Origin of the sequence: Variovorax sp. dw_954 (assembly GCF_018449755.1) — a bacterium.
GTDB lineage: Bacteria > Pseudomonadota > Gammaproteobacteria > Burkholderiales > Burkholderiaceae_C > Variovorax.
Genome location: NZ_JAAVVD010000023.1, coordinates 12,752 through 32,837 on the forward strand (window position 1 = coordinate 12,752; position 20,086 = coordinate 32,837).

At 65.4% G+C, this 20,086-nt stretch carries 21 protein-coding genes; 10 read left to right on the plus strand and 11 right to left on the minus strand.

Annotation, left to right across the window (positions count from 1 at the left end):
• From HB681_RS28175 to HB681_RS28185, 3 genes are all read right to left on the minus strand, one after another.
• The gene (locus tag HB681_RS28175; RefSeq protein WP_213958188.1) at nucleotides 1–1,110 is read right to left on the minus strand and encodes an enolase C-terminal domain-like protein; all 1,110 of its coding nucleotides are present in this window, start codon (nucleotides 1,108–1,110) and stop codon (nucleotides 1–3) included.
• 30 nt (nucleotides 1,111–1,140) lie between these two features.
• The gene (locus HB681_RS28180) at nucleotides 1,141–2,025 is read right to left on the minus strand and encodes a bile acid:sodium symporter family protein (RefSeq protein ID WP_213958189.1); all 885 of its coding nucleotides are present in this window, start codon (nucleotides 2,023–2,025) and stop codon (nucleotides 1,141–1,143) included.
• A 177-nt stretch (nucleotides 2,026–2,202) separates the two neighbouring features.
• Nucleotides 2,203–2,916: a Crp/Fnr family transcriptional regulator gene (locus tag HB681_RS28185; RefSeq protein ID WP_213958190.1), complete on the minus strand. Its 714-nt coding sequence runs from the start codon at nucleotides 2,914–2,916 to the stop codon at nucleotides 2,203–2,205.
• 263 nt (nucleotides 2,917–3,179) lie between these two features.
• On the opposite strand from HB681_RS28185, the gene HB681_RS28190 reads away from it, so the two are divergent.
• The 5 genes from HB681_RS28190 to HB681_RS28210 are packed head-to-tail and all read left to right on the plus strand — an operon-like array spanning nucleotide 3,180 to nucleotide 7,809.
• Nucleotides 3,180–3,998 carry an ABC transporter ATP-binding protein gene (locus HB681_RS28190; RefSeq protein WP_213958191.1) on the plus strand — a complete coding sequence of 273 codons (819 nt, stop codon included), beginning with the start codon at nucleotides 3,180–3,182 and terminating at the stop codon, nucleotides 3,996–3,998.
• On the plus strand, nucleotides 3,982–4,698 hold the full coding sequence (locus HB681_RS28195) for an ABC transporter ATP-binding protein (protein WP_213958192.1): 717 nt from the start codon (nucleotides 3,982–3,984) through the stop codon (nucleotides 4,696–4,698). Before HB681_RS28190 ends, HB681_RS28195 begins: the two co-directional genes overlap by 17 nt.
• On the plus strand, nucleotides 4,698–5,570 hold the full coding sequence (locus HB681_RS28200; RefSeq protein WP_213958193.1) for a branched-chain amino acid ABC transporter permease: 873 nt from the start codon (nucleotides 4,698–4,700) through the stop codon (nucleotides 5,568–5,570). Before HB681_RS28195 ends, HB681_RS28200 begins: the two co-directional genes overlap by 1 nt.
• Nucleotides 5,567–6,598 carry a branched-chain amino acid ABC transporter permease gene (locus HB681_RS28205; RefSeq protein WP_213958194.1) on the plus strand — a complete coding sequence of 344 codons (1,032 nt, stop codon included), beginning with the start codon at nucleotides 5,567–5,569 and terminating at the stop codon, nucleotides 6,596–6,598. The genes HB681_RS28200 and HB681_RS28205 overlap by 4 nt, the downstream gene beginning before the upstream one ends.
• A complete protein-coding gene (locus tag HB681_RS28210) occupies nucleotides 6,595–7,809 on the plus strand; it encodes an ABC transporter substrate-binding protein (RefSeq protein ID WP_213958195.1) in 1,215 nt (404 codons plus the stop codon). The genes HB681_RS28205 and HB681_RS28210 overlap by 4 nt, the downstream gene beginning before the upstream one ends.
• Nucleotides 7,810–7,886: 77 nt before the next feature.
• Here the strand turns inward: HB681_RS28210 and HB681_RS28215 are convergent, their stop codons facing one another.
• The 8 genes from HB681_RS28215 to HB681_RS28250 all read right to left on the minus strand — a co-directional run bounded on the left by HB681_RS28215 (nucleotide 7,887) and on the right by HB681_RS28250 (nucleotide 13,362).
• Nucleotides 7,887–8,447, minus strand: a complete 561-nt coding sequence (locus HB681_RS28215) for a dihydrofolate reductase family protein (RefSeq protein ID WP_213958196.1) — start codon at nucleotides 8,445–8,447, stop codon at nucleotides 7,887–7,889.
• Nucleotides 8,448–8,553: 106 nt separating this feature from the next.
• A complete protein-coding gene (locus HB681_RS28220) occupies nucleotides 8,554–9,456 on the minus strand; it encodes an SDR family oxidoreductase (RefSeq protein WP_213958197.1) in 903 nt (300 codons plus the stop codon).
• Nucleotides 9,457–9,684: 228 nt separating this feature from the next.
• Nucleotides 9,685–9,942, minus strand: a complete 258-nt coding sequence (locus HB681_RS28225) for a hypothetical protein (RefSeq protein WP_213958198.1) — start codon at nucleotides 9,940–9,942, stop codon at nucleotides 9,685–9,687.
• Nucleotides 9,943–9,978: 36 nt separating this feature from the next.
• Nucleotides 9,979–10,401 carry a hypothetical protein gene (locus HB681_RS28230; protein WP_213958199.1) on the minus strand — a complete coding sequence of 141 codons (423 nt, stop codon included), beginning with the start codon at nucleotides 10,399–10,401 and terminating at the stop codon, nucleotides 9,979–9,981.
• Nucleotides 10,402–10,488: 87 nt separating this feature from the next.
• On the minus strand, nucleotides 10,489–10,701 hold the full coding sequence (locus HB681_RS28235) for a hypothetical protein (protein ID WP_213958200.1): 213 nt from the start codon (nucleotides 10,699–10,701) through the stop codon (nucleotides 10,489–10,491).
• A 57-nt stretch (nucleotides 10,702–10,758) separates the two neighbouring features.
• Nucleotides 10,759–11,376: a hypothetical protein gene (locus HB681_RS28240; protein ID WP_213958201.1), complete on the minus strand. Its 618-nt coding sequence runs from the start codon at nucleotides 11,374–11,376 to the stop codon at nucleotides 10,759–10,761.
• Between the two features lie 2 nt (nucleotides 11,377–11,378).
• On the minus strand, nucleotides 11,379–12,581 hold the full coding sequence (locus HB681_RS28245) for a PDDEXK nuclease domain-containing protein (protein WP_218628326.1): 1,203 nt from the start codon (nucleotides 12,579–12,581) through the stop codon (nucleotides 11,379–11,381).
• A 28-nt stretch (nucleotides 12,582–12,609) separates the two neighbouring features.
• The gene (locus HB681_RS28250) at nucleotides 12,610–13,362 is read right to left on the minus strand and encodes a Crp/Fnr family transcriptional regulator (RefSeq protein ID WP_213958202.1); all 753 of its coding nucleotides are present in this window, start codon (nucleotides 13,360–13,362) and stop codon (nucleotides 12,610–12,612) included.
• On the opposite strand from HB681_RS28250, the gene HB681_RS28255 reads away from it, so the two are divergent.
• The 5 genes from HB681_RS28255 to HB681_RS28275 all read left to right on the plus strand — a co-directional run bounded on the left by HB681_RS28255 (nucleotide 13,334) and on the right by HB681_RS28275 (nucleotide 20,084).
• A complete protein-coding gene (locus HB681_RS28255; protein WP_213958203.1) occupies nucleotides 13,334–15,415 on the plus strand; it encodes an AMP-binding protein in 2,082 nt (693 codons plus the stop codon). The two genes, HB681_RS28250 and HB681_RS28255, sit on opposite strands and share 29 nt — an antisense overlap.
• 159 nt (nucleotides 15,416–15,574) lie before the next feature.
• Nucleotides 15,575–16,357, plus strand: coding sequence for an ABC transporter ATP-binding protein (locus HB681_RS28260; protein ID WP_213958204.1), 783 nt, complete (start codon nucleotides 15,575–15,577; stop codon nucleotides 16,355–16,357).
• Between the two features lie 353 nt (nucleotides 16,358–16,710).
• Nucleotides 16,711–17,640, plus strand: a complete 930-nt coding sequence (locus tag HB681_RS28265; protein WP_213958205.1) for a branched-chain amino acid ABC transporter permease — start codon at nucleotides 16,711–16,713, stop codon at nucleotides 17,638–17,640.
• 13 nt (nucleotides 17,641–17,653) lie between these two features.
• Complete coding sequence (locus tag HB681_RS28270; protein WP_213958206.1) at nucleotides 17,654–18,718, plus strand: branched-chain amino acid ABC transporter permease; 1,065 nt, start codon at nucleotides 17,654–17,656, stop codon at nucleotides 18,716–18,718.
• 100 nt (nucleotides 18,719–18,818) lie between these two features.
• Nucleotides 18,819–20,084: an ABC transporter substrate-binding protein gene (locus HB681_RS28275; protein WP_256354547.1), complete on the plus strand. Its 1,266-nt coding sequence runs from the start codon at nucleotides 18,819–18,821 to the stop codon at nucleotides 20,082–20,084.
• Nucleotides 20,085–20,086: the final 2 nt, after the last annotated feature.

Below are 20,086 nucleotides of genomic sequence, written 5' to 3' on the forward strand. Positions count from 1 at the left end.
TCAAAGTTGGATCAATGCGCCGCGGACGAAGTCCTCGTCCCACTCCATGCCGAGGCCCGGCGCGTCGGGAATGATCACCTGGCCATTCCTGATCTCGTACGGCTTCTGCAACACCGGGTTGACCCAGTCGATCCACTCCACCAGATGCGCGGTCTCGGTCACGCGCAGGACATGCGCGCCGACCTCCGGGTAGAAGTGCGTCGACATCGGCACGCCGGCAACGCCGGCAATGGCTGCGGCCCGCATCCAGCCGGTGACGCCGCCGATGCGCATGAAGTCGGGCATCATGAGATCGCAAGTGTTCATCTGGATGGCGCGGTGCACGTCCAGCGGGCCGTAGAAGTTTTCGCCCATCTGCAAGGGCGTCTTGATGGCCTCGCGGAGCTTGGCGTAGCCGTCGAAGTTGTCGTAGAGCAGCGGCTCCTCGATCCACTCGAAGCCCAGGTCGTCGATGGCGCGGCAGCGCAGCAGCGCATCGCCGATGTGCAGCGACTGGTTGAAGTCGACCATCAGGCGCATGTCGTCGCCCACGCCCTTGCGCACGGCCTTGAGCGTGGCCAGGTCGTCGCGCAGGTGCTCGCGGCCCATGCGCATCTTCATCGCGGTGAAGTTGCCTTCGTCACGCAGCTGGATGGCTTCCTCTTCGGCGGACTCCGGCGGAATGAGCCACAGGCCGCTGCTCTGGTAGGCGTTGACCGGGCCCACCGAGCCGCCGAGGAAGGTGCAAAGCGGCAGGTTGGCCGACTTGGCCAGCGCGTCCCACGCCGCCATGTCGAGGCCAGATACGGCAATCATCGACAGGCCGGGGTAGCCCACCAGGTGCAGCGACTTGCGCGCGATGTTGTAGATGTCGGCCGGCGCCACCTGGCGACCCTTGAGCGCGTCGCTGAGGTCCTTGAGCATCGACATCAGGTACTTCATCGAGTTGGGCAGGTAGGGCTCGAGGTAGCTCTTGCCGACGATGCCTTCCCTGGTGTGCAGGTCGATGAGGATCACCGGCCAGTCGCTCACGCCGCCGATGCGGGCCTGGATGGGCCGCTTGAGCTTGAGCATGACCGGGCGCGCCTCGATGCGGTCGAAGGTGAGGGTCGTGGATTGGATTGCTGTCATGGTTGTCTTTTCTTGTGTGATGGTTGGGGCTTATCGCGCCACGGCCAGCGCCGGGGCCGCCGCCGCGCGGCGCGACACCCACCAACCGAAGACCGCCGCGGTGAAGAACATCAGCAGGCCGTAGATGGCAGGCGCAATCGACATGGCACCGTCCTTGAGCACGACCAGCGCGAGGTAGATCCCCAGCGTGCTGTTGTGCAGGCCGATCTCGAAGGCGATGGCGCGGTTCTGGCCTTCGGTCAAGCGGCTGAACTTGCCGGCGAAGTAACCCACCAGCATGCTGAGGACGTTGAACGCCAGGGTGGCCGTGCCCACGACCTGGATGTTGCTCATGAGCACGGTCCACTGGCTGATGACGACCAGCACGATGAGCAGCGCAAGGATCACCGAAGAGGCGATCTTCACCGGCTTGTCCATCCGGGCGGAGAAGCGCGGGAACTTCGCGTGGATGACCATCCCGATGGCCACCGGCGTGAGCACCATCACGATGACTTCGAGGGTCTTTTGGAATTGCAGCGGGATGTACGCCTGGCTGCCCATGAAGCTCTCCAGCGCAAAGTTGACGATGAACGGAATGCTCGCGATGGACAGCACGCTGTTGATGGCCGTGAGCGAGATGTTCAGCGCCACGTCGCCCTTGAACAGGTGCGAATACAGGTTGGCGGTGATGCCGCCCGGCGATGCGGCCAGCAGCATCATGCCCACCGCCAGTTCGGCGGACAGGCCCAGCGACTTGCACAGGAAGAAGCACAGGGCGGGCAGCAGCACCGTCTGGCACAGCAGCCCGATCAGGATGGCCTTGGGTTGCACCAGGATCCGCTTGAAGTCCTCGATGCGAAGGTGCAGGCCCAGGCCCAGCATGATGACGGCCAAGGCCAGCGGAAGGCCGATGGTGGATAACGCGTTGGCTTGCATGTCTCTCTCCTCGAGCCTCGGAGGCTCGTATGTTTCGGTGGGTGGGGGTGGGCGCGGCAGCCCGGGGCCGTCGGGCAGGCGATTCAAGGAACAGGCTGCGGCGCGCGGTACCGAACTGTAGGAATCGGTGCCCGGTCCTGACTGTCCGAAATTTACGATCCGAGGAAATTTCCGTGGTCAGGCGGGGCGTGAGCGTTGCGGCAGGTGGGCCGCTCCCTCGCCCTCTTGTTGCAGCAGCGCCGGGTTCCGGATCTCGATGTGCCCGTAGCGCAAGGCAATGGCGCCGAGTTTCACCAGTGCCTGCAGCTCCCTGTTGAGGGTCGGACGGCTGATGCTCAGCATCATGGCCAGCGTTTCCTGCGACGTGGTGATGATGTTGCGCGGGTCGCCACTCTCGGTCATGTCGCCGCGTGCCAGCAGGAGCAGGCGACGCGCGACGCGCTCCTGTGTGCTGTGCAGGGCCGAGTCGCTCATCAGCCCATAGGTCATGCGCAAGCGGCCCGCCACCAGCCTGGCGATGGCATGCGCAAAGGAAGCGCGTTGCATCAGTTCATCGAACTTGCGGGCGCTGACGGCCAGCAGTTCGGTTTCCACCGGCGCGATGGCCGTGTTGGCCCGGCGCATGCCGTCGAGCAACGCCACCTCGCCGACCCAGTTGCCGGGTTCCGTGATCGTGAGGATCGCCTCGCTGCCGTCGGGATGCAGGATGCACAGCTTGAGCATGCCGCGCACGACACCGAAGAACGCCGCCTGCGAGGGCCCGATCATGTCGCCCTGGCGATAGAGCAGTTCCCCCTGGGACAGTTGCTTCGGCGTCGCGGCGCACAGCAGCGCGTCGGCCTCGGCCGGCGGCAGGCGTTGGAACCATGGGTTCCCGGCGAATACTTTCATGACGAAGCCATACGCGTGATTGACCCCGTGACCTGACAGGAAGCGAACCGATGCGTGCTTGCGCGTCGATCATGACGCGACGCTGGCTCGACAGCAATCCGTCTCGGCAGCCGCCAGCCCGTTCGTCATTCCCTTGCCGTCGATCTGCCGTGGCAATGGTTGCAGAGTTCGCTGCCCGCAAGCCGCGGGCAACCGAGCATTGCGGTCATCACTGTTCTTACTTATAACAATCGCTAACAATTCACTTCCCTCGCGGAGACCCGATGGACGATGTGGCATCGAGCGCCGAGCGCCTGCTCAGCGTGCGTGGCTTGCTTGTGCGCTTCGGCGGCATCGTTGCCCTCGACGCGGTCAGCTTCGATGTCGCCCGCGGCCATGTCTGCGGCTTGATCGGCCCCAACGGCGCCGGCAAGACCACGCTCTTCAACTGCCTCAGCCGCCTGTACCGCTACCAGGAAGGCGACATCGTCTTCGAGGGCCAATCGATCACCGCGCTGCCGACGCACGGCATCGCGGGCCTGGGCATCGGCCGCACGTTCCAGAACCTCGCGATGTTCCGCACGCTGTCGGTGCGCGAAAACGTCATGGTGGGCGCGCACTCGCGCTCGTCGGCGGGCTTCCTGGCCAGTGCGCTGCAACTGCCGCAGGTGAAGGCCGAGGAGCGCCAGCTGCGCGAGCGCGCTGAGGAAATCATGGCTTTCCTCTCGCTGACGCCGATGGCCGCGCGGCCGGTGGGCACCTTGCCCTTCGCGATCCAGAAGCGCGTCGAACTGGGCCGCGCGCTCGCCGCCAAGCCCAAGCTGCTGCTGCTCGACGAGCCGGCGGCCGGCCTCAACCATGAGGAGCTCGGTGACCTGGCGCGGCTGATCCGCGAAATCCGCGACCGCCTGGGCGTCACGGTGCTGCTCGTCGAGCATCACATGGGCCTGGTGATGGGCGTGTCGGACCGCATCGTCGCGCTGAACTTCGGCCGCAAGATCGCGGACGGCACCCCGGCCCAGGTCCGCGACGACCCGGCCGTCATCGAGGCCTACCTCGGCGCCCCGGCGGAAAGGCGAGAACAACATGCCCAGCCTGCTTGAAGCGCGCGGCCTGACCGCGACCTATGGCGCGACGCAGGTGCTGCACGGCATCGACTTCACCGTCGAGCACGGCCGCATCACCGCCCTGCTCGGTGCCAACGGCGCCGGCAAGACCACCACCTTGCGCGCAATCTGCCAGATGATGGTGCGCACCGGCGGCACGCTGACGTTCGAAGGGCGCACGCTGGCGGGCGTGGGCACCGAGGACATCGTGCGCCTCGGCGTGGCGCACGTCCCCGATGGCCGCGGCACCTTCACCGCGCTCACGGTCGAGGAGAACCTGCGCCTTGGCGCCTACCTCCGACGCGACAAGGCCGCGGTGGCGCAGGACATCGAGCGAACCTACGCGCGCTTTCCGCGCCTGCGCGAGCGGCGTCAGCAGCAGGCCGGCACGCTGTCCGGCGGCGAGCAGCAGATGCTCGCGATCTCGCGCGCACTGATGCTGAACCCGAAGCTGCTGCTGCTCGACGAACCGTCGTTCGGGCTGGCCCCGCTGATCGTGCGCGAGATCTTCTCGATCATGCGACGCATCAACGCCGAGGACGGCGTCAGCATCCTGCTGGTCGAGCAGAACGCGACGCAGGCGCTGGAACTGGCCGACGCGGTGGTGCTGCTTGAAACCGGCCGCGTCGCCATCGCCGGGCGCGCCGACGACATCCGGCGTGACGAGGCGCTGCGCCGCGCCTACCTGGGGTACTGATGGACGCACTGCTGCACCAGATCTTCTCGGGCCTCGCCACCGGCTGCATCTATGGCTCGATCGGGCTGGCGCTGGTGATGATCTACCAGGCCACGCACCACATCAATTTCGCGCAGGGCGAGATCGCGACCTTCTCGACCTTCATCGCGTGGGCGCTGCTGCAGAAGGGCTGGCCTTACTGGGCCGCCTTCGTCGCCACCGTCGCTATTTCGTTCGCGGGCGGCGTGGCGATCCAGCGGCTGATCCTGCGCCCGGTCGAACGCGCGCCGGTGCTGACCAATGTGATCGTCTTCATCGGCCTGCTGGTGATCTTCAACTCACTCTCGGGCTGGATCTTTGACCACACGATCAAGGCCTTTCCGAGCCCTTTCGCGCAGGACTCCGCGGTCGCCACGCGCTTCTTCTCGGCCCACGAACTCGGCACGGTGGGCGTGATGCTGTGCGTGCTGCTGGCCCTGTGGGCCTTCTTCCGCTTCACGCCGATCGGCCTCGCGATGCGCGCGGCGGCGCACAACCCGGAGTCGGCCCGGCTCGTCGGCATCCGCGTGTCATGGATGCTGGCGATGGGCTGGGGCCTGGCATCGGCCATCGGTTCGGTGGCCGGCATGATGATCGCGCCCACCGTGTTCCTGGACCCGAACATGATGACCGGCATCCTGATCTACGGCTTCGCGGCGGCGCTGCTCGGCGGCATCGACAACCCCGCGGGCGCGGTGGCCGGCGGCTTCATCGTCGGCGTGCTGGAGAACCTGCTCGGCGCCTACGTGATCGGCACGGAACTCAAGCTCACCGTCGCGCTGCTGCTGATCGTCGGCACGCTGACGCTGTTTCCCAATGGCCTGTTCGGCCGCAGTGTGGTGACGCGCGTATGAACACCCGGCAGAGAAAACTCGCGTGGTTGCTCGGGGCGCTGCTGCTGGTCGCGATCTGCGTGCTGCCGTTCATGGTCAAGAACTACCGGGTGTTCCAGTTCAACCTGGTGCTGGTGTATGCGATCGCGATCCTCGGACTGAACATCCTGACCGGCTTCAACGGACAGATCTCGCTCGGCCACGGCGCCTTCTTCGCGATGGGCGGCTACACGGCCGCCATCATGATGGACCGCTTCGGCCTGCCCTACTGGTCCACGCTGCCGGTGGCTGGCGTGGTGTGCTTCGGGCTGGGGTTCCTGATGGGCTTTCCTGCGCTGCGCCTGGGCGGGCATTACCTTGCACTGGCCACCTATGCGCTCGCACTGGCGGTGCCGCAGTTGCTGAAGTGGAAGCTCATCGAGCAGTGGACCGGCGGCGTGCAGGGCATCGTGCTCAGCAAGCCCGAGCCGCCCTTCACCTTCCGCTTTCTCGGACAGCCATTGAACGCCGACCGCTGGCTGTTCTTCTTCACCTGCGCGGTGACGGCGATCATGTTCCTGCTCGCGTACAACCTCCTGCGCGGGCGGACGGGTCGCGCGCTGATCGCGATTCGTGACCATCCGATCGCGGCGACGGCGATGGGCATCAACCTGCCGATCGTCAAGTCGACGGCCTTCGGCATCTCGGCCGCCTACACGGGCGTGGCCGGCGCGCTCGGCGCGATCTGCGTGGCCTTCGTGGCGCCCGACAGCTTCTCCGTGCTGCTGTCCATCACGCTGCTGGTCGGACTCGTCGTCGGCGGGCTGGCATCGATCCCGGGCGCGATCTTCGGCGCGCTGTTCATCCAGTTCGTGCCGAACGTGGCCGACGAGCTGTCGAAGTCGGCGCCCTGGGCGATCTATGGCGTGCTGCTGATCGGAATGATGTACCTCATGCCCACCGGCGCGATGGGCTTGCTCAAGGGTGCGTGGGCACGCTTGCGGCCGGCAGCCGCGCCCGACGCGAAATCCCCCAAACCGGCTTTGACCCCCAGGAGACATCCGACATGAAGCTCATGAAGAAAGCGTGGACCCTTTCCATCGCCTGCGGCCTCGCGGCTGCGATGCTTGGCTCGACGGCGATGGCGCAGAAGAAGTACGACCCCGGCGCCGACGACAAGGAAATCAAGATCGGCCAGATCGGTCCGTACTCCGGGCCCGCGTCCGCCTACGGCGCGATCGGCAAGACGATCGGCGCGTACTTCGACAAGGTCAACGCCGAGGGTGGCATCAACGGCCGCAAGATCAAGTACCTGCCGCTCGACGATGGCTACAACCCGGCCAAGACGGTCGAGATGGCGCGCAAGCTGGTCGAGGAAGAGGAGGTGCTGCTGGTCTTCAACCCGCTCGGCACCGCGACCAACACCGCGATTCGCAAGTACCTGAACGACAAGAAGGTGCCGCAGCTTTTCGTCGCAACCGGCGCGACCAAGTTCGGCGACCCGAAGAGCTTCCCCTACACGATGGGCTGGCAGCCGCCCTACGCGGCCGAGGCGCGCATCTACGCGCAGCACATCCTCGAGACCCAGCCGGGCGCGAAGATCGCGGTGCTCTACCAGAACGACGACTTCGGCAAGGACTACCTGCAGGGCTTCGAGGAAGGACTTGGCGACAAGGCCAAGACCATGATCGTCTCCAAGCAGACCTACGAGGTGACCGACCCGACCATCGACAGCCAGATGCTGAGCATGAAGTCCTCAGGCGCGACCGTGTTCTTCAACGTCACGACACCGAAGTTCGCGGCCATGTCGATCAAGAAGGCCGCCGAGATCGGCTGGAAGCCGGTCCATTACCTGACCAACGTGTCGATCTCGGTCAGCTCGGTGATGGAGCCTGCGGGGCTGCAGAACAGCGCTGGCATCCTGACCGCGCTGTACGGCAAGGATCCGACCGATCCGCAATGGGCCAATGACGCGGGCATGAAGGACTGGCTCGCCTTCATGAAGAAGTTCTACCCGGCCGGCAGCCTGACCGACGCCAACAGCGTCTACGGCTACGGCGTGGCCCAGACGCTGGTGCAGGTGCTCAAGCAATGCGGCGACAACCTCACGCACGAGAACGTGATGAAGCAGGCGGCCAGCCTGGAGATGACGCTGCCGATGTCGCTGCCGGGCATCAACATCAAGACCGGGCCGGATGACTTCTATCCGATCGAGCGTGAGCAGCTGGCGAAGTTTGATGGGAAGACCTGGGTGTTGTTCGGGAAGGTCTACGGGCGCTGAGCGCCCCCCGGAAGCAGTCGTTCAACGCTCCGGTTCAGCGGCGGGCCGCGCAGCGGACACTCCGCTGCATGCGATTGTCAGCCGCGCTCGCGCCGGTAGTGCATGGCGACCGCGCCATTGCCGAGCGGCTTCGCCGAGACCAGCTTGAGCCGTCGCGTGTTGGGCAGCCCGCTCTGGTACAGGGTCGGGCCGTGGCCGGCGATCCTGGGGTGCACGAGGAACTTGTACTCGTCGATCAAATCCAGCCGGTCCAGCTCGGTCGCGAGCTTGCCGCTACCGAGGAGCACGCCGGCGGGGGTCGCGTCCTTGAGCTTTTGCACGCCGGAGCGCAAGTCGCTGGCGATGGGGTGGCTGTTGGTCCACGGGAAGTCCGTTCGCGTCGACGACACGACGTACTTCGGCTTGACCTCCAGCTTGACCGCCCATTCGCGCACCTTCGGCGGCGCCTCCACGTCGCCACGGGCGACCGCCGGCCAGTAGGTCTCCATCATCTCGTAAGTGGCGCGGCCCCACAGCATCGCCCCACCCTCGTCCATGAGGCGCGTGAAGAAGGCGTGCGTCTCGTCGTCGGCGATTCCCTCCTGGTGGTCGACGCAGCCGTCCAGGGTGACGTTGAGGCTGAAGGTCAGAAGTCCCATGCGAATCTCCTCCGGGTTGCGCGGTCCGCTGGACTGTCGCTTGTCGACGAATACCTGCTCGGTCTGCTGAACCGGCCGCTTTCGGAGCGCGGCGCGGCCCCGCCCCTCACCGCTGGGTCTTGTCCTTCGCGTTCTGCGCCTCGATCCGTTCCCGCGCCGCCATCCAGTCCGCATCGCTCCACTGCCGCAGCTCGTAGAAATTGCCGCCCGTGGCCGCGGCGTGTCCGCCGTCCATCATGATCGACTGGCCGGTGAGCCAGTCGCATTGGCCCGGCGCCATGAGGAAGGCCGCCAGGTTCTGCAGCTCGCTCATCTCGCCGACGCGCCCCATCGGGTTGGTCTTCTTGCTGCGCGCGCCGGGCTCCTCGCCTGGGTTCAGGCGCTTGCTCATGCCCTCGGTCGGGATCTCGCCGGGGCCCACCGCGTTGAGGCGGATGCCGTAGCGCGCCCACTCCAGCGCCAGCGACTTGGTCATGACCTCGATGCCGGCCTTGCTCATGGCCGACGGCACGACGTACGGGCTGCCGTTGTCGACCCAGGTCACGATGATGCTCATCACGCTGCGGAACGGGCTGCCGGCCTTCCACTCGCCCGACTTGGCCTGCGCCACCCAGCGCTTGCCGACGGCCTGCGTCACGTAGAAGCTGCCGTGGAAGACGATGTTGGCGATGGCATCGAAGGCGCGCGGCGAGAGCGCCTCTGTCGGCGAAACGAAGTTGCCGGCCGCGTTGTTGATCAGCCCCGTGAGGCCGCCGCTGGCGAACAGCGACTCGACCATCTCGTCCACCGCCTGCGCATTGCGGATGTCGACGCCGAAGGCATCGACGCGCCGCCCCGGGAACTGCTGGCGCCATTCGGCCGCCGTCTCCTCCACCACCGACTGGCGTCGGCCGCAGATGGCGACGTCGGCGCCGAGGCTCAGGAATTGCTCCGACATCGACTTGCCGAGCCCGGTGCCGCCGCCGGTCACGAGGATGCGCTGGCCGGACATGAGGGTGGGTTGGAACATGGTGCTATCTCCTTGCATTGGTTGAGGTCGATGAAACGGTCAGAAGGTGTGAAGATTTCGTAGCGAGGGCGCCTGCCGGGAGGCCGGTTCGCGGAGCGGAACCGTACTCCAGTACGGTGACAACGCTAGTTGCGGCATAGGCTAACAATTGCGCGAAGCGCTTGTTATGCCGGAGCCAACGCCGCAGGCCCGAGATCGGTGGCCGCAGTAGAAAGATTCGCACCTTCTTCAATCGGGGACGAAATTCGCCTTGAACTTGAGCTCGTCCTCCGGCAGTTCCAGCGTGACGAGTTGCCCCATCTTGCCGTCCGACAAGCGGCACGCGGCAAACAGGCTGTACTTGCCCTTCAGGTAGTAGCTCGGCAGGTCGATCAGCGCGTACGGGTGCGGCACGAAGACCTGGTGCGCGAACACGGTGCGGTGCACGTTGCGCGGCGACGGAAAGAGCTTGTAGTCGGCGGTGTCGAAGGATCTGGCAATGGCCATGGCGGGTTCCCTGTAATTCGTCTGTTCGGTTGCGGCTCAGCCTTGGCGGAACTGCTTGCGCAAGAGCGAGCGATGGCGGGCGATGTGCGCCATCTGCGGCTCCGCGATGGTTCCGCCGAGGTCGACGCCGTCGCCGTTGAGCACCTCGTTGGCATAGGCCATGGCGCGGTTCACGACTTCCGCCTCGCTCACGCCCTGCTGTGCCGCCAGGTCGAGCGCGACGCGCTTCATGGCGCGTTGCGAGAGCAGCCACATGGCGCCAAAGGCATCCCACGCGGCGGCCGCTTCCTTGAACTTGTCGCGCTCGGCGAGGATTTCGTTGAGCGGCTTGGCGAGCAGTTCGTTCAGGTCGGCGAGTTGCCCGGCCATGGCCTCGTGCTGCGCTTGCGCGGCGAGCAGGGCGTCGCCGGCGTCCGCGATGGAGGCGCCGGCCGTGGATGGCTTGTCGGGTGGAGGCATGGTGCTGAAGAGGCCGGGATGGAGGTCGGCCGATCAGCAATTGTGGCGCGGCGCCGCAGTGGCGCGCCGCTTTCGCGAAAGCCCGGCCTACTTGAGCTGGGCCATGAACGTGGTGGGCGTGCCGAAGGAAGTCTGGCCGGCGCCAGACCGGGCGAGGTCCTCGTCCGTGCCCTTGCGCATCGAGAAGACAAAGGTGCAGGCCACCAGCGTGACGGTGACGAGCAACGTCCACCAGCCAAACGAGTAGATCAGGCCGACTGTCAACAAGGGCGCGAGCAGGAGGGCGAAGGTTCTCAGCATGGGCTTTTTGGTGTTGTCTATGTCGAAAGTATTATCCGTTACAAACAATACAAAATGTTAACCATGTGGGTTTTCACCTACAAGTCGACGGTAAGCCTCGCGTGTGGCCGGTGCCACCGACTCGAGCGCGAGCTGGTAGGAGGTCTGGTGCCTGGCCATCATCCGCGCGGAGGCCACGATCTTCGACTTGCAGAACCAGTGGCAGGTGTGCTGCATGAGGAACAACTCGGCCGACATCATGAACGCCTTGGCCTTGGGCGGTTGGTCGAGCGTGTTGGCCGCGGCGTCGGCGATGCCTTTCGCGTGGATGGCAAAGGCCTTGCGCACGTCGAAGGTGGCGGTGGGGAACAGCGTGTTGGCGAGCGGCAAGGCCAACGGGATCTTGCTGACGCGCGCGTCCACCTCGCCGACGCGCGAGAAGCCGGTGGCAAAGCGGTTGAACTGCGCGGAGAGGTCCAGCTCGGTGGTGCTCAACATGCTCCAGATCTGCGCCTGGCGCTCGGCATTGGGCTCGCCGAGGCAGCGCATGTAGCCGTCGGTCAGCTTCTCCATGAGCTTCTCGATCTCGTAGTTGCCGAGGTGGCTGCCCAGCAGTGCGATGCGGCGGCGCTGGTCGCGCGACTTGAGCACGAATGCGACGCCGCCGAGGAAGACGATGAGGATGAGGGTTTCCATGCTCAGGACGCAGCTCTCTTCGCGCGCTTGTCTGGAGGCGCCGATGGTGGAACGCTCACGCTCAATTGCCGGAGTTCGCGACGTAGTTCCCTTTCCAGTTCCTGCTCCGTTGGCAGGTGCAACTGGTACCGGCTCGTGAAGATGTTGCGCTCCTGCTGCTCACCCAGGGTATATCTCACGACTGCATCGTTCTTGTCGGGGCAAAGTATCAAGCCCAATGTCGGATTGTCCCCTTCGGTTCTGCGCTCCTGGTCGTAGAAGTTGACATAGAACTGGATTTGGCCGAGGTCTCCATGGGTGAGCTTTCCCACTTTCAGGTCGATCAACACATAGCACTTCAAGACCGTGTGATAGAAAACCAGGTCGATGTAGAAGTGATCGCCGTCGACGGTGATGCGCTCTTGCCGCGAGACAAACGCAAAGCCTTTGCCGAGTTCCATCAGGAAGGTCTGCAAGTTGTCGATAAGCGCTTGCTCCAGCGTGGACTCCGCCAAACGTGGAGATTCCGGCAGCCCGAGGAATTCGATCACGAGCGGGTCTTTCAGGGCATCGAGCGGTTGGATCACCTCGTGCCCATGCGTTGCGAGGCGCATCAGCCCCTTCTTGTCCTTGCTCTTGCCCAAGCGGTCGTAGAGCAGGGTAGCCATCTGCCGCGACAGTTCACGGACCGACCATGAATTGCGGATGGTCTCGATCTCGTAGAAGGCGCGCGCCTCTTGACGTCCCGCGCGCAGGAGTTGTCGGTAGTGGCTCCAGGACAGCGCGGGATGCAGCAACCCGGGCTGCCATTCGCCCTCCTCTTTCGAATTCCGCGACGGCGTCTCGGAAATCGAGCCTGCGAGCAAAGCCGGCGCAACGAACGAATTCCGAGACAGCGTCACGGAAATCAGCCGCGGGTAGTCGATATAGAACTGCCGGAACGCTTCCAGGTTGTCAACCGAATAGCCGCGCCCAAACTCCAGGTTCAATCTCGTCGACAGGTCCGAAAGAACCTTCGCACCATAACCGGCGCGGTGCTTCCCACTTTGCTCCTCTTCGACTATCTCCCTCCCTATCAGCCAGTTTGCGGCGACTTGCGAGGTATTGACCGTCCGTGCCACGGTGGCACGCGCGACGTCAAGGATCTCGCGCACCCGCGCGTACAACGGGGCGACGGTTGCGATGGATTTCTTTCCGGGCGGGATACGACTAAGGCGGGTAGCCAATCTTGTTCTCTCGGTGAGCTGCGCGCGATTATCGGGTCAGAGGCTGGACCGAACTGCGCCCGTTCGCCGCCTTCCCACCCCGCAATGCCGGCATGTCCAGCACACGAATACCTCCGTACTCCACCCGCAGCGCGCCTTGCGCCTCCAGCGTGCGCAGGGCCTGGTTCACGCGCTGGCGCGACAGGCCGATGAGGTAGGCCAGTTCCTGCTGCGTGATGCGCAGCAGCTCGCCCACGCCGGGGAACAGCACCGGATTGAACAGCGCCGCCAGGTTGCGGGCCACGCGCGTATCGGGGTTGTTGAGCCGGTCGGCCTCGCGCGCCGCGATGAACTGCCCGAGTCGCTCGTTCAACTGATTCATGACGAAGCGGTTGAAGCCGATCGAATGGTCCAGCAACCAGTGGAAGTCGTCGATCGGCAGGCCGGCGACGAGGCTGCGGCGCAGCGCCTGGATGTTGTAGCGATAGGGCTCGCGCTTGAGCGCCGTGCCCTCGCCGAACCAGCCGCCCGGCGGCAGGCCGCTGTAGGTCATGGAGGTGCCGTCGGCGTTGTCGTTGCTCATCTTGAGCAGGCCCTCGACCACGCCGAACCAGAAGGTCGGCGCGCGGCCGATGCGGCAGACCAGGTCGCCGGGATCGGCTTCGGCGACGGCGATGGCCGCCTCGGCGCGCTTGCGCTCGGTGGTGGAGAGCGTGTGCAGCCAGGGGATGTTGGCCAGTTCGTCGGCGGTGGCCGGCCGCGCGCGGTCGCGGATGGAACCGGCAGTCGGCGCTGCGCTCATCGGGAAACTCCGGGGAGTAGTGTCCCTAGGATTGTCGTTCGAACGACAAGTTGGCGTCAAAGTGCGGCCTACGATCCGGCGCAACGTGACCCTGCCTCCCCTCCCCGCCGACACCTTTCCGCGCCTGCTGGCCGCGCATGCGGCAAGGCAGTCGGACGCGCCCGCCGTGCGCGAGAAGGACCTCGGGATCTGGCAGACCTGGACCTGGGCCGGCGTGGCCACGGAGGTGCGCGAGATCGCCTGCGGGCTGGCGAGCCTGGGCTTCCGGCCCTTCGACAACCTGGCCATCGTCGGCGCCAACCGGCCGCATCTCTACATGGCCGTGGTGGCGGCGCAAAGCCTGCGCGGCGTGCCGGTGCCGCTCTACCAGGACGCCGTGGCCGGCGAGATGGTGTTCATGCTGCAGGACGCGGCCATCGACTTCGTCATCGCGGAAGACCAGGAGCAGGTCGACAAGCTGCTGGAGTGCCGCGAGCTGCAGGGTGCAGGCGGCTACCAGGGCCTGCGCCACATCGTCTACGACGACCCCAAGGGCCTGCGCCACTACGACCAGCCGGGCGTGATCGGCTACGAGCGGCTGCGCGAACTGGGCCGCGCCTTCGACGCCGCGAACGGCGGCTACTTCGATGCGGCCGTGGCAAGCGGCGTGGCCACCGACGTGGCGGTGATCCTCTACACCTCCGGCACCACCGGCCGGCCCAAGGGCGTGTGCCAGACGCACGCGAGCTTCATCGCGGCGGGCCATGGCGGCGTGGTCACCGACAGGCTCGGCCCCGGCGACAACATCATGAGCTACCTGCCGATGGCCTGGGTCGGCGACCATCTCTTCTCCGTCGCGCAGTGGCTGGTGGGCGGCTTCACGCTCAACTGCCCCGAGTCGGCCGAGACGGTGATGAACGACATGCGCGAGATCGGGCCGAGCTACTACTTCGGCCCGCCACGCACCTTCGAAGGTCTGCTCACGGCCGTGTCGATCCGCATGGAAGACGCGGCCGCGCCCAAGCGCTGGCTGTATGCGAAGTTCATGGCGCTGGCGCAGCGCGTGGGCGCCGACATCCTCAACGGCGCGCCGGTCGGGTTCGGTGACCGCTTCATGTACGGCATCGGCAACGCGGTGGTCTACGGGCCGCTGCGCAACGTGCTGGGCATGAGCCGCATCCGCGTGGCCTACACGGCCGGCGCGGCGATCGGGCCGGACCTGTTTCGCTTCTATCGCTCGATCGGCGTGAACCTGAAGCAGTTCTACGGCCAGACCGAGACCTGCGCCTATGTCTGCCTGCAGCAGGACGGAAAGGTGAAGCTGCAGACCGTGGGCACCGCCGCGCCGGGCATGGAACTGCGCATCGCCGACAACGGCGAGGTGCTGGTGCGCGGCGTGTCGGTGCTCAAGGAGTACTACAAGCGGCCCGACGCGACGGCCGAGGTGCTGGACGCCGACGGCTACTTCCACACCGGCGATGCGGGCGTGCTGGATGCCGAGGGCCACCTGCGCATCATCGACCGCGCGAAGGATGTCGGACGCATGAAGGCCGGCGCGATCTTTGCGCCCAACTACATCGAGAACAAGCTGAAGTTCTTCCCGCAGATCAAGGAAGCCGTGTGCTTCGGCAACGGGCGCGACGAGGTCTGTGCCTTCATCAACATCGACTTCGAAGCGGTGGGCAACTGGGCCGAACGGCGCGGGCTGCCGTATGGCGGCTACGTCGACTTGGCCTGCAAGCCCGAGGTGCTGGCGCTGGTGGCCGACTGCATCGCCAAGGTCAACGCCGACCTCGCCGCCGAGGAAGGCATGGCCGACACGCAGGTCGCGCGCTTCATGGTGCTGCACAAGGAACTGGACCCGGACGACGACGAGATGACCCGCACACGCAAGGTGCGGCGCGGCTTCGTGGCGGAGAAGTACGCGGTGCTGGTCGACGCGCTGTATGGCGGCAGGACGGAGCAGTTCATCGAGACGCAAGTGAAGTTCGAGGATGGACGCACGGGCGTTGTCAACGCGACGTTGAAGATCGTCGAGGCGAAGCGGTATGCGGCTGTGAGGGAGGCTGCATGAAACACGAACTTCCGGACGCAGAGGACGCGAAGGTTTCGCGAAGGACGCGAAAGAACTTCCAGGGAAATTTCTTCGAAGCTTCTTTGGTTTTCTTTCGCGTCCTTCGCGTATCTTCGCGTCCTTCGCGTACGGTCAAGTCCGCATTCCTGGAGCCCGTCCATGGCTAGGAAGACCGGCGACGTCATCCTCGACGTCCAGAACATCAGCCTCGGCTTCGGCGGCGTGAAGGCGCTGACGGACATCAGCTTCGACGTGCGCGAGCACGAGGTGCGGGCCATCATCGGGCCGAACGGCGCGGGCAAGAGCTCGATGCTCAACTGCATCAACGGCGTGTACCAGCCGCAGCACGGCAGCATCACCTTTCGCGGCAAGACCTTCAAGCACATGAACTCGCGCCAGGTGGCCGAGATGGGCGTGGCGCGGACCTTCCAGAACCTGGCGCTGTTCAAGGGCATGAGCGTGCTCGACAACATCATGTCCGGGCGCAACCTCAAGATGAAATGCGGGCTGCTCGCGCAGGCTTTGCGTTGGGGGCCGGCGGAGCGCGAGGAACTGCAGCATCGCGAGTTCGTCGAGCACATCATCGACTTCCTGGAAATCCAGGCGCACCGCAAGACGCCCGTCGGCCGCCTGCCCTACGGCCTGCAGAAGCGCGTCGACCTCGGCCGCGCGCTGGCGATGGAGCCGCAGGTGCTGCTGCTGGACGAGCCGATGGCCGGCATGAACGTGGAAGAGAAGCAGGACATGAGCCGCTTCATCCTCGACGTGAACGACGAGTTCGGCGCGACCATCGTGCTGATCGAGCACGACATGGGCGTGGTGATGGACATCTCGGACCGCGTGGTAGTGCTGGACTACGGCAAGAAGATCGGCGACGGCACGCCGGATGAAGTGCGGGCCAATCCGGAAGTGATCCGGGCCTACCTCGGGACGGAACACTGACATGAAACGACCTTCACGCGCGCGACGTTCGTTGCTGTCCCGGACAGCGGATCGGGTGCCGACGCAGGGGCTGGGGCGGGATCACGCCGACGGCGTACTCTGCTCCGCGAATGTCCCCCGGCCTTCGGCCTCCTCCTTTATTTCGCTGCGCAGAGCACACCATCGACGTGATCCAGACGCGCAGCGGTCGATCGGCCGGCACGACGCGGCTTGCCCTGTGCCGAGGGCATCGGGTGTCTCCCGCAGCGAAATAAAGGAGGAGGCCGCAGGCCGGGGGACATTCGCGGAGGGAGATACCCGGTGTCCTCGGCACACGCCCCCATCCAAGTCCCATCCGGCAGGCGGCCACTGACGTGGGCTTCTTCCTCGAAACCCTGTTCGGCGGCCTCATGGCCGGGATGCTTTATGCGCTGGTCGCACTGGGCTTCGTGCTGATCTTCAAGGCCTCGGGCGTCTTCAACTTCGCGCAGGGCGCGATGGTGCTCTTCGCGGCGCTGGCGATGGCACGCTTTGCCGAGTGGCTTCCGCAATGGTTCGGGTTCCAGAGCGCGTTGCTCGCGAACCTGCTGGCCTTCATCGTCGCGGCGCTGTGCATGGTCGTCGTGGCCTGGTTGATCGAACGGCTCGCGCTGCGGCACCTCGTCAACCAGGAGGGCATCACGTTGCTCATGGCCACGCTGGGCATCGCGAACATCCTCGACAGCGCCGGCCAGCTTCTCTTCGGCAGCGCCACCTACAAGATCGACATCGGCATGCCGAAGGACCCGATGCTCGTGCTGGAGAACGTGTTCGAAGGCGGCCTGCTGCTGAGCAAGGAAGACCTCTATGCTGCGGTGCTCGCGGCGGCGCTGGTGACGATGCTCACGCTGTTCTTCCAGAAGACCGCCACCGGCCGTGCTTTGCGAGCAGTGGCCGATGACCACCAGGCCGCGCAATCGATCGGCATTCCGCTGGCGCGCATCTGGGTCATCGTCTGGTCGATCGGCGGCTTTGTCGCACTTGTCGCGGGCGTGATCTGGGGCAGCAAGCTGGGCGTGCAGTACTCCATCTCGCTGGTGGCGCTGAAGGCCTTTCCGGTGGTGATCCTCGGTGGGCTGACCTCGGTGCCGGGCGCGATTCTGGGCGGACTGATCATCGGCGTGGGCGAGAAACTGTCGGAGATCTACCTCGGCCCCTACCTTGGCGGCGGCATCGAGAACTGGTTTGCCTACGTGCTCGCGCTGGCCGTCTTGCTGGTGCGACCGCAGGGTTTGTTCGGTGACAAGATCATCGACCGGGTCTGAAGGAAACCACGCGATGTTCTATCGGGAAAACGGCCAATTCAAGAGCAGCTACCGCGCCGACCTCGCGCTGTTCCCGGTCGCGCAGGATCGCTGGGCGATGCTGGTGCTCGCGGCCATCGCCTTCATCGCGCTGCCGATGGTCGCGAGCGACTACGCCTTCCGCGCGATCTTCATTCCGTTCCTGATCCTCTCGCTGGCCGCCATCGGGCTCAACATCCTGGTCGGCTATTGCGGGCAGATCTCGCTGGGTACCGGCGCCTTCATGGCGGTGGGCGCGTACGCGGCCTACAACCTGCAGGTGCGCTTCGATGGCATGCCATTGCTGGTCGCGCTCGTCGGCGGTGGCTTGTGCGCGACGGTGTTCGGCGTGTTGTTCGGCATTCCGAGCCTGCGCATTCGAGGGCTCTACCTTGCGGTGGCAACGCTGGCCGCGCAGTTCTTCGTCGACTGGTTCACCAACCGCGTGAAGTGGGTCACCAACGATTCGTCCTCCGGCTCGGTCAGCGTGCGCACGCTGCAGATGCTCGGCTTCGAGTTCAGCACGCCGATGCACAAGTACCTGCTGTGCCTCACGCTGGTAGTCGTCTTCGGACTGCTGGCCAAGAACCTGGTGCGCGGCGCGATCGGCCGCGAGTGGATGGCGATGCGCGACATGGACGTGGCGGCGGCCGTCATCGGCATCCGGCCGGTGTACGCCAAGCTCTCGGCCTTCGCGGTGAGCAGCTTCATCGTGGGCGTGGCCGGTGCGCTGTGGGGCTTCGTGCATCTCGGTGCGTGGGAGCCGTCGGCCTTCAGCATCGACAAGTCGCTGCAGCTGCTGTTCATGATCATCATCGGCGGGCTGGGCTCCATTGCCGGCAGCTTCTTCGGCGCGGGCTTCGTCGTGCTGCTGCCGCTGTTTCTCAACTACGTGCCGCACTGGCTGGGGCTGTCGATTTCCACGGGCACCGCGTCGCACCTGGAGCACATGATCTTCGGCGCCCTGATCGTGTTCTTCCTGATCGTCGAGCCGCATGGCCTCGCGCGCCTGTGGTCGACCGCACGGCAGAAGCTGCGCCTCTGGCCCTTCCCGCACTAGTTTTTCACCCGCAAAAAGTTCAGCGTTCAATCCAAGGAGACAAGACATGCATTTCAGCACTCTCGCCCGCGCCGCAGCGCTCACCGTTGCCGGGCTGTCGATGGTCACGGCCAGCACGCTCGCGCAGGCGCAGGCGGCCGAGCAGTTCATCCCGCTGCTGGTCTACCGCACCGGCCAGTTCGCGCCGCTGGGCATCCCATGGGCGGATGGCAAGCAGGACTACCTGAAGCTCGTCAACGCGCGCGACGGCGGCGTCAACGGCGTGAAGCTCACGTACGAGGAATGCGAGACAGCCTACGACGCGGCCAAGGGCGTGGAGTGCTACGAGCGCCTCAAGGGCAAGGGCACGGGCGCCTCCGGCTTCGACACGCAATCGACCGGCATCACCTTCGCGGTGACTGACAAGGCCTTCGTCGACAAGGTGACGGTGGAGACGCCGGGCTATGGCTTGTCGCAGTCTGTCGACGGCACGGTGTTCGAGTGGAACTTCCCGCTGCTCGGCACCTACTGGACGGCCGCCGACGTGATGCTGCAAGACATCGCGAAGAAGGAAAAAGGCAGCCTGAAGGGCAAGAAGATCGCGCTCGTGTACCACGACTCGCCGTATGGCAAGGAGCCGATCCCGCTGCTGCAGAAGCGCGCGGAGGCGGAAGGCTTCGAGTTGTCGCTGCTGCCCGTGACGCCACCCGGTGTCGAGCAGAAGTCGACCTGGCTTCAGATCCGCCAGGCCAAGCCTGACTACGTGCTCTTCTGGGCGGCCGGCGTCATGGTGCCTGCCGGCATTCGCGAGGCGCAGGCCAGCGGCTTTCCGCGCGACAAGATCTATGCGATCTGGTGGGCCGGCTCCGAGAGCGATGTGAAGGACATCGGCGATGGCGCCAAGGGCTACAACGCCATCACGCTGCACAACAGCGCGGCCAAGGACAAGGTTCAGGACGAGCTGAAGAAGTACGTCTACGACAAGGGCCAGGGCACCGGCTCGGCGTCGGACGCCGCGTCGATTGCGTACACGCGCGGGTTGATGATCTCGATGCTGCAGGTGGAGGCCATTCGCGCCGCGCAAGACAAGTTCGGCAAGGGCAAGTCGCTCACGCCGGAACAGGTCCGCTGGGGCTTCGAGAACCTCGACCTCACGACGGACAAGCTCAAGGCGCTGGGCTTCGGCGAGATCATGCGGCCGGTGAAGACCTCCTGCACCAACCACATGGGCAACGACTGGGCGCGCATCGCGCAGTGGAACGGCTCCAAGTGGGAGATCAAGTCGGACTGGTACCAGTCGGACAAGACGCATATCGATCCCATGATCAAGGAATACGCCGCCAAGTACGCCAAGGACAAGAACGTCAAGCCGCGCAGCTGCAGCTGAAG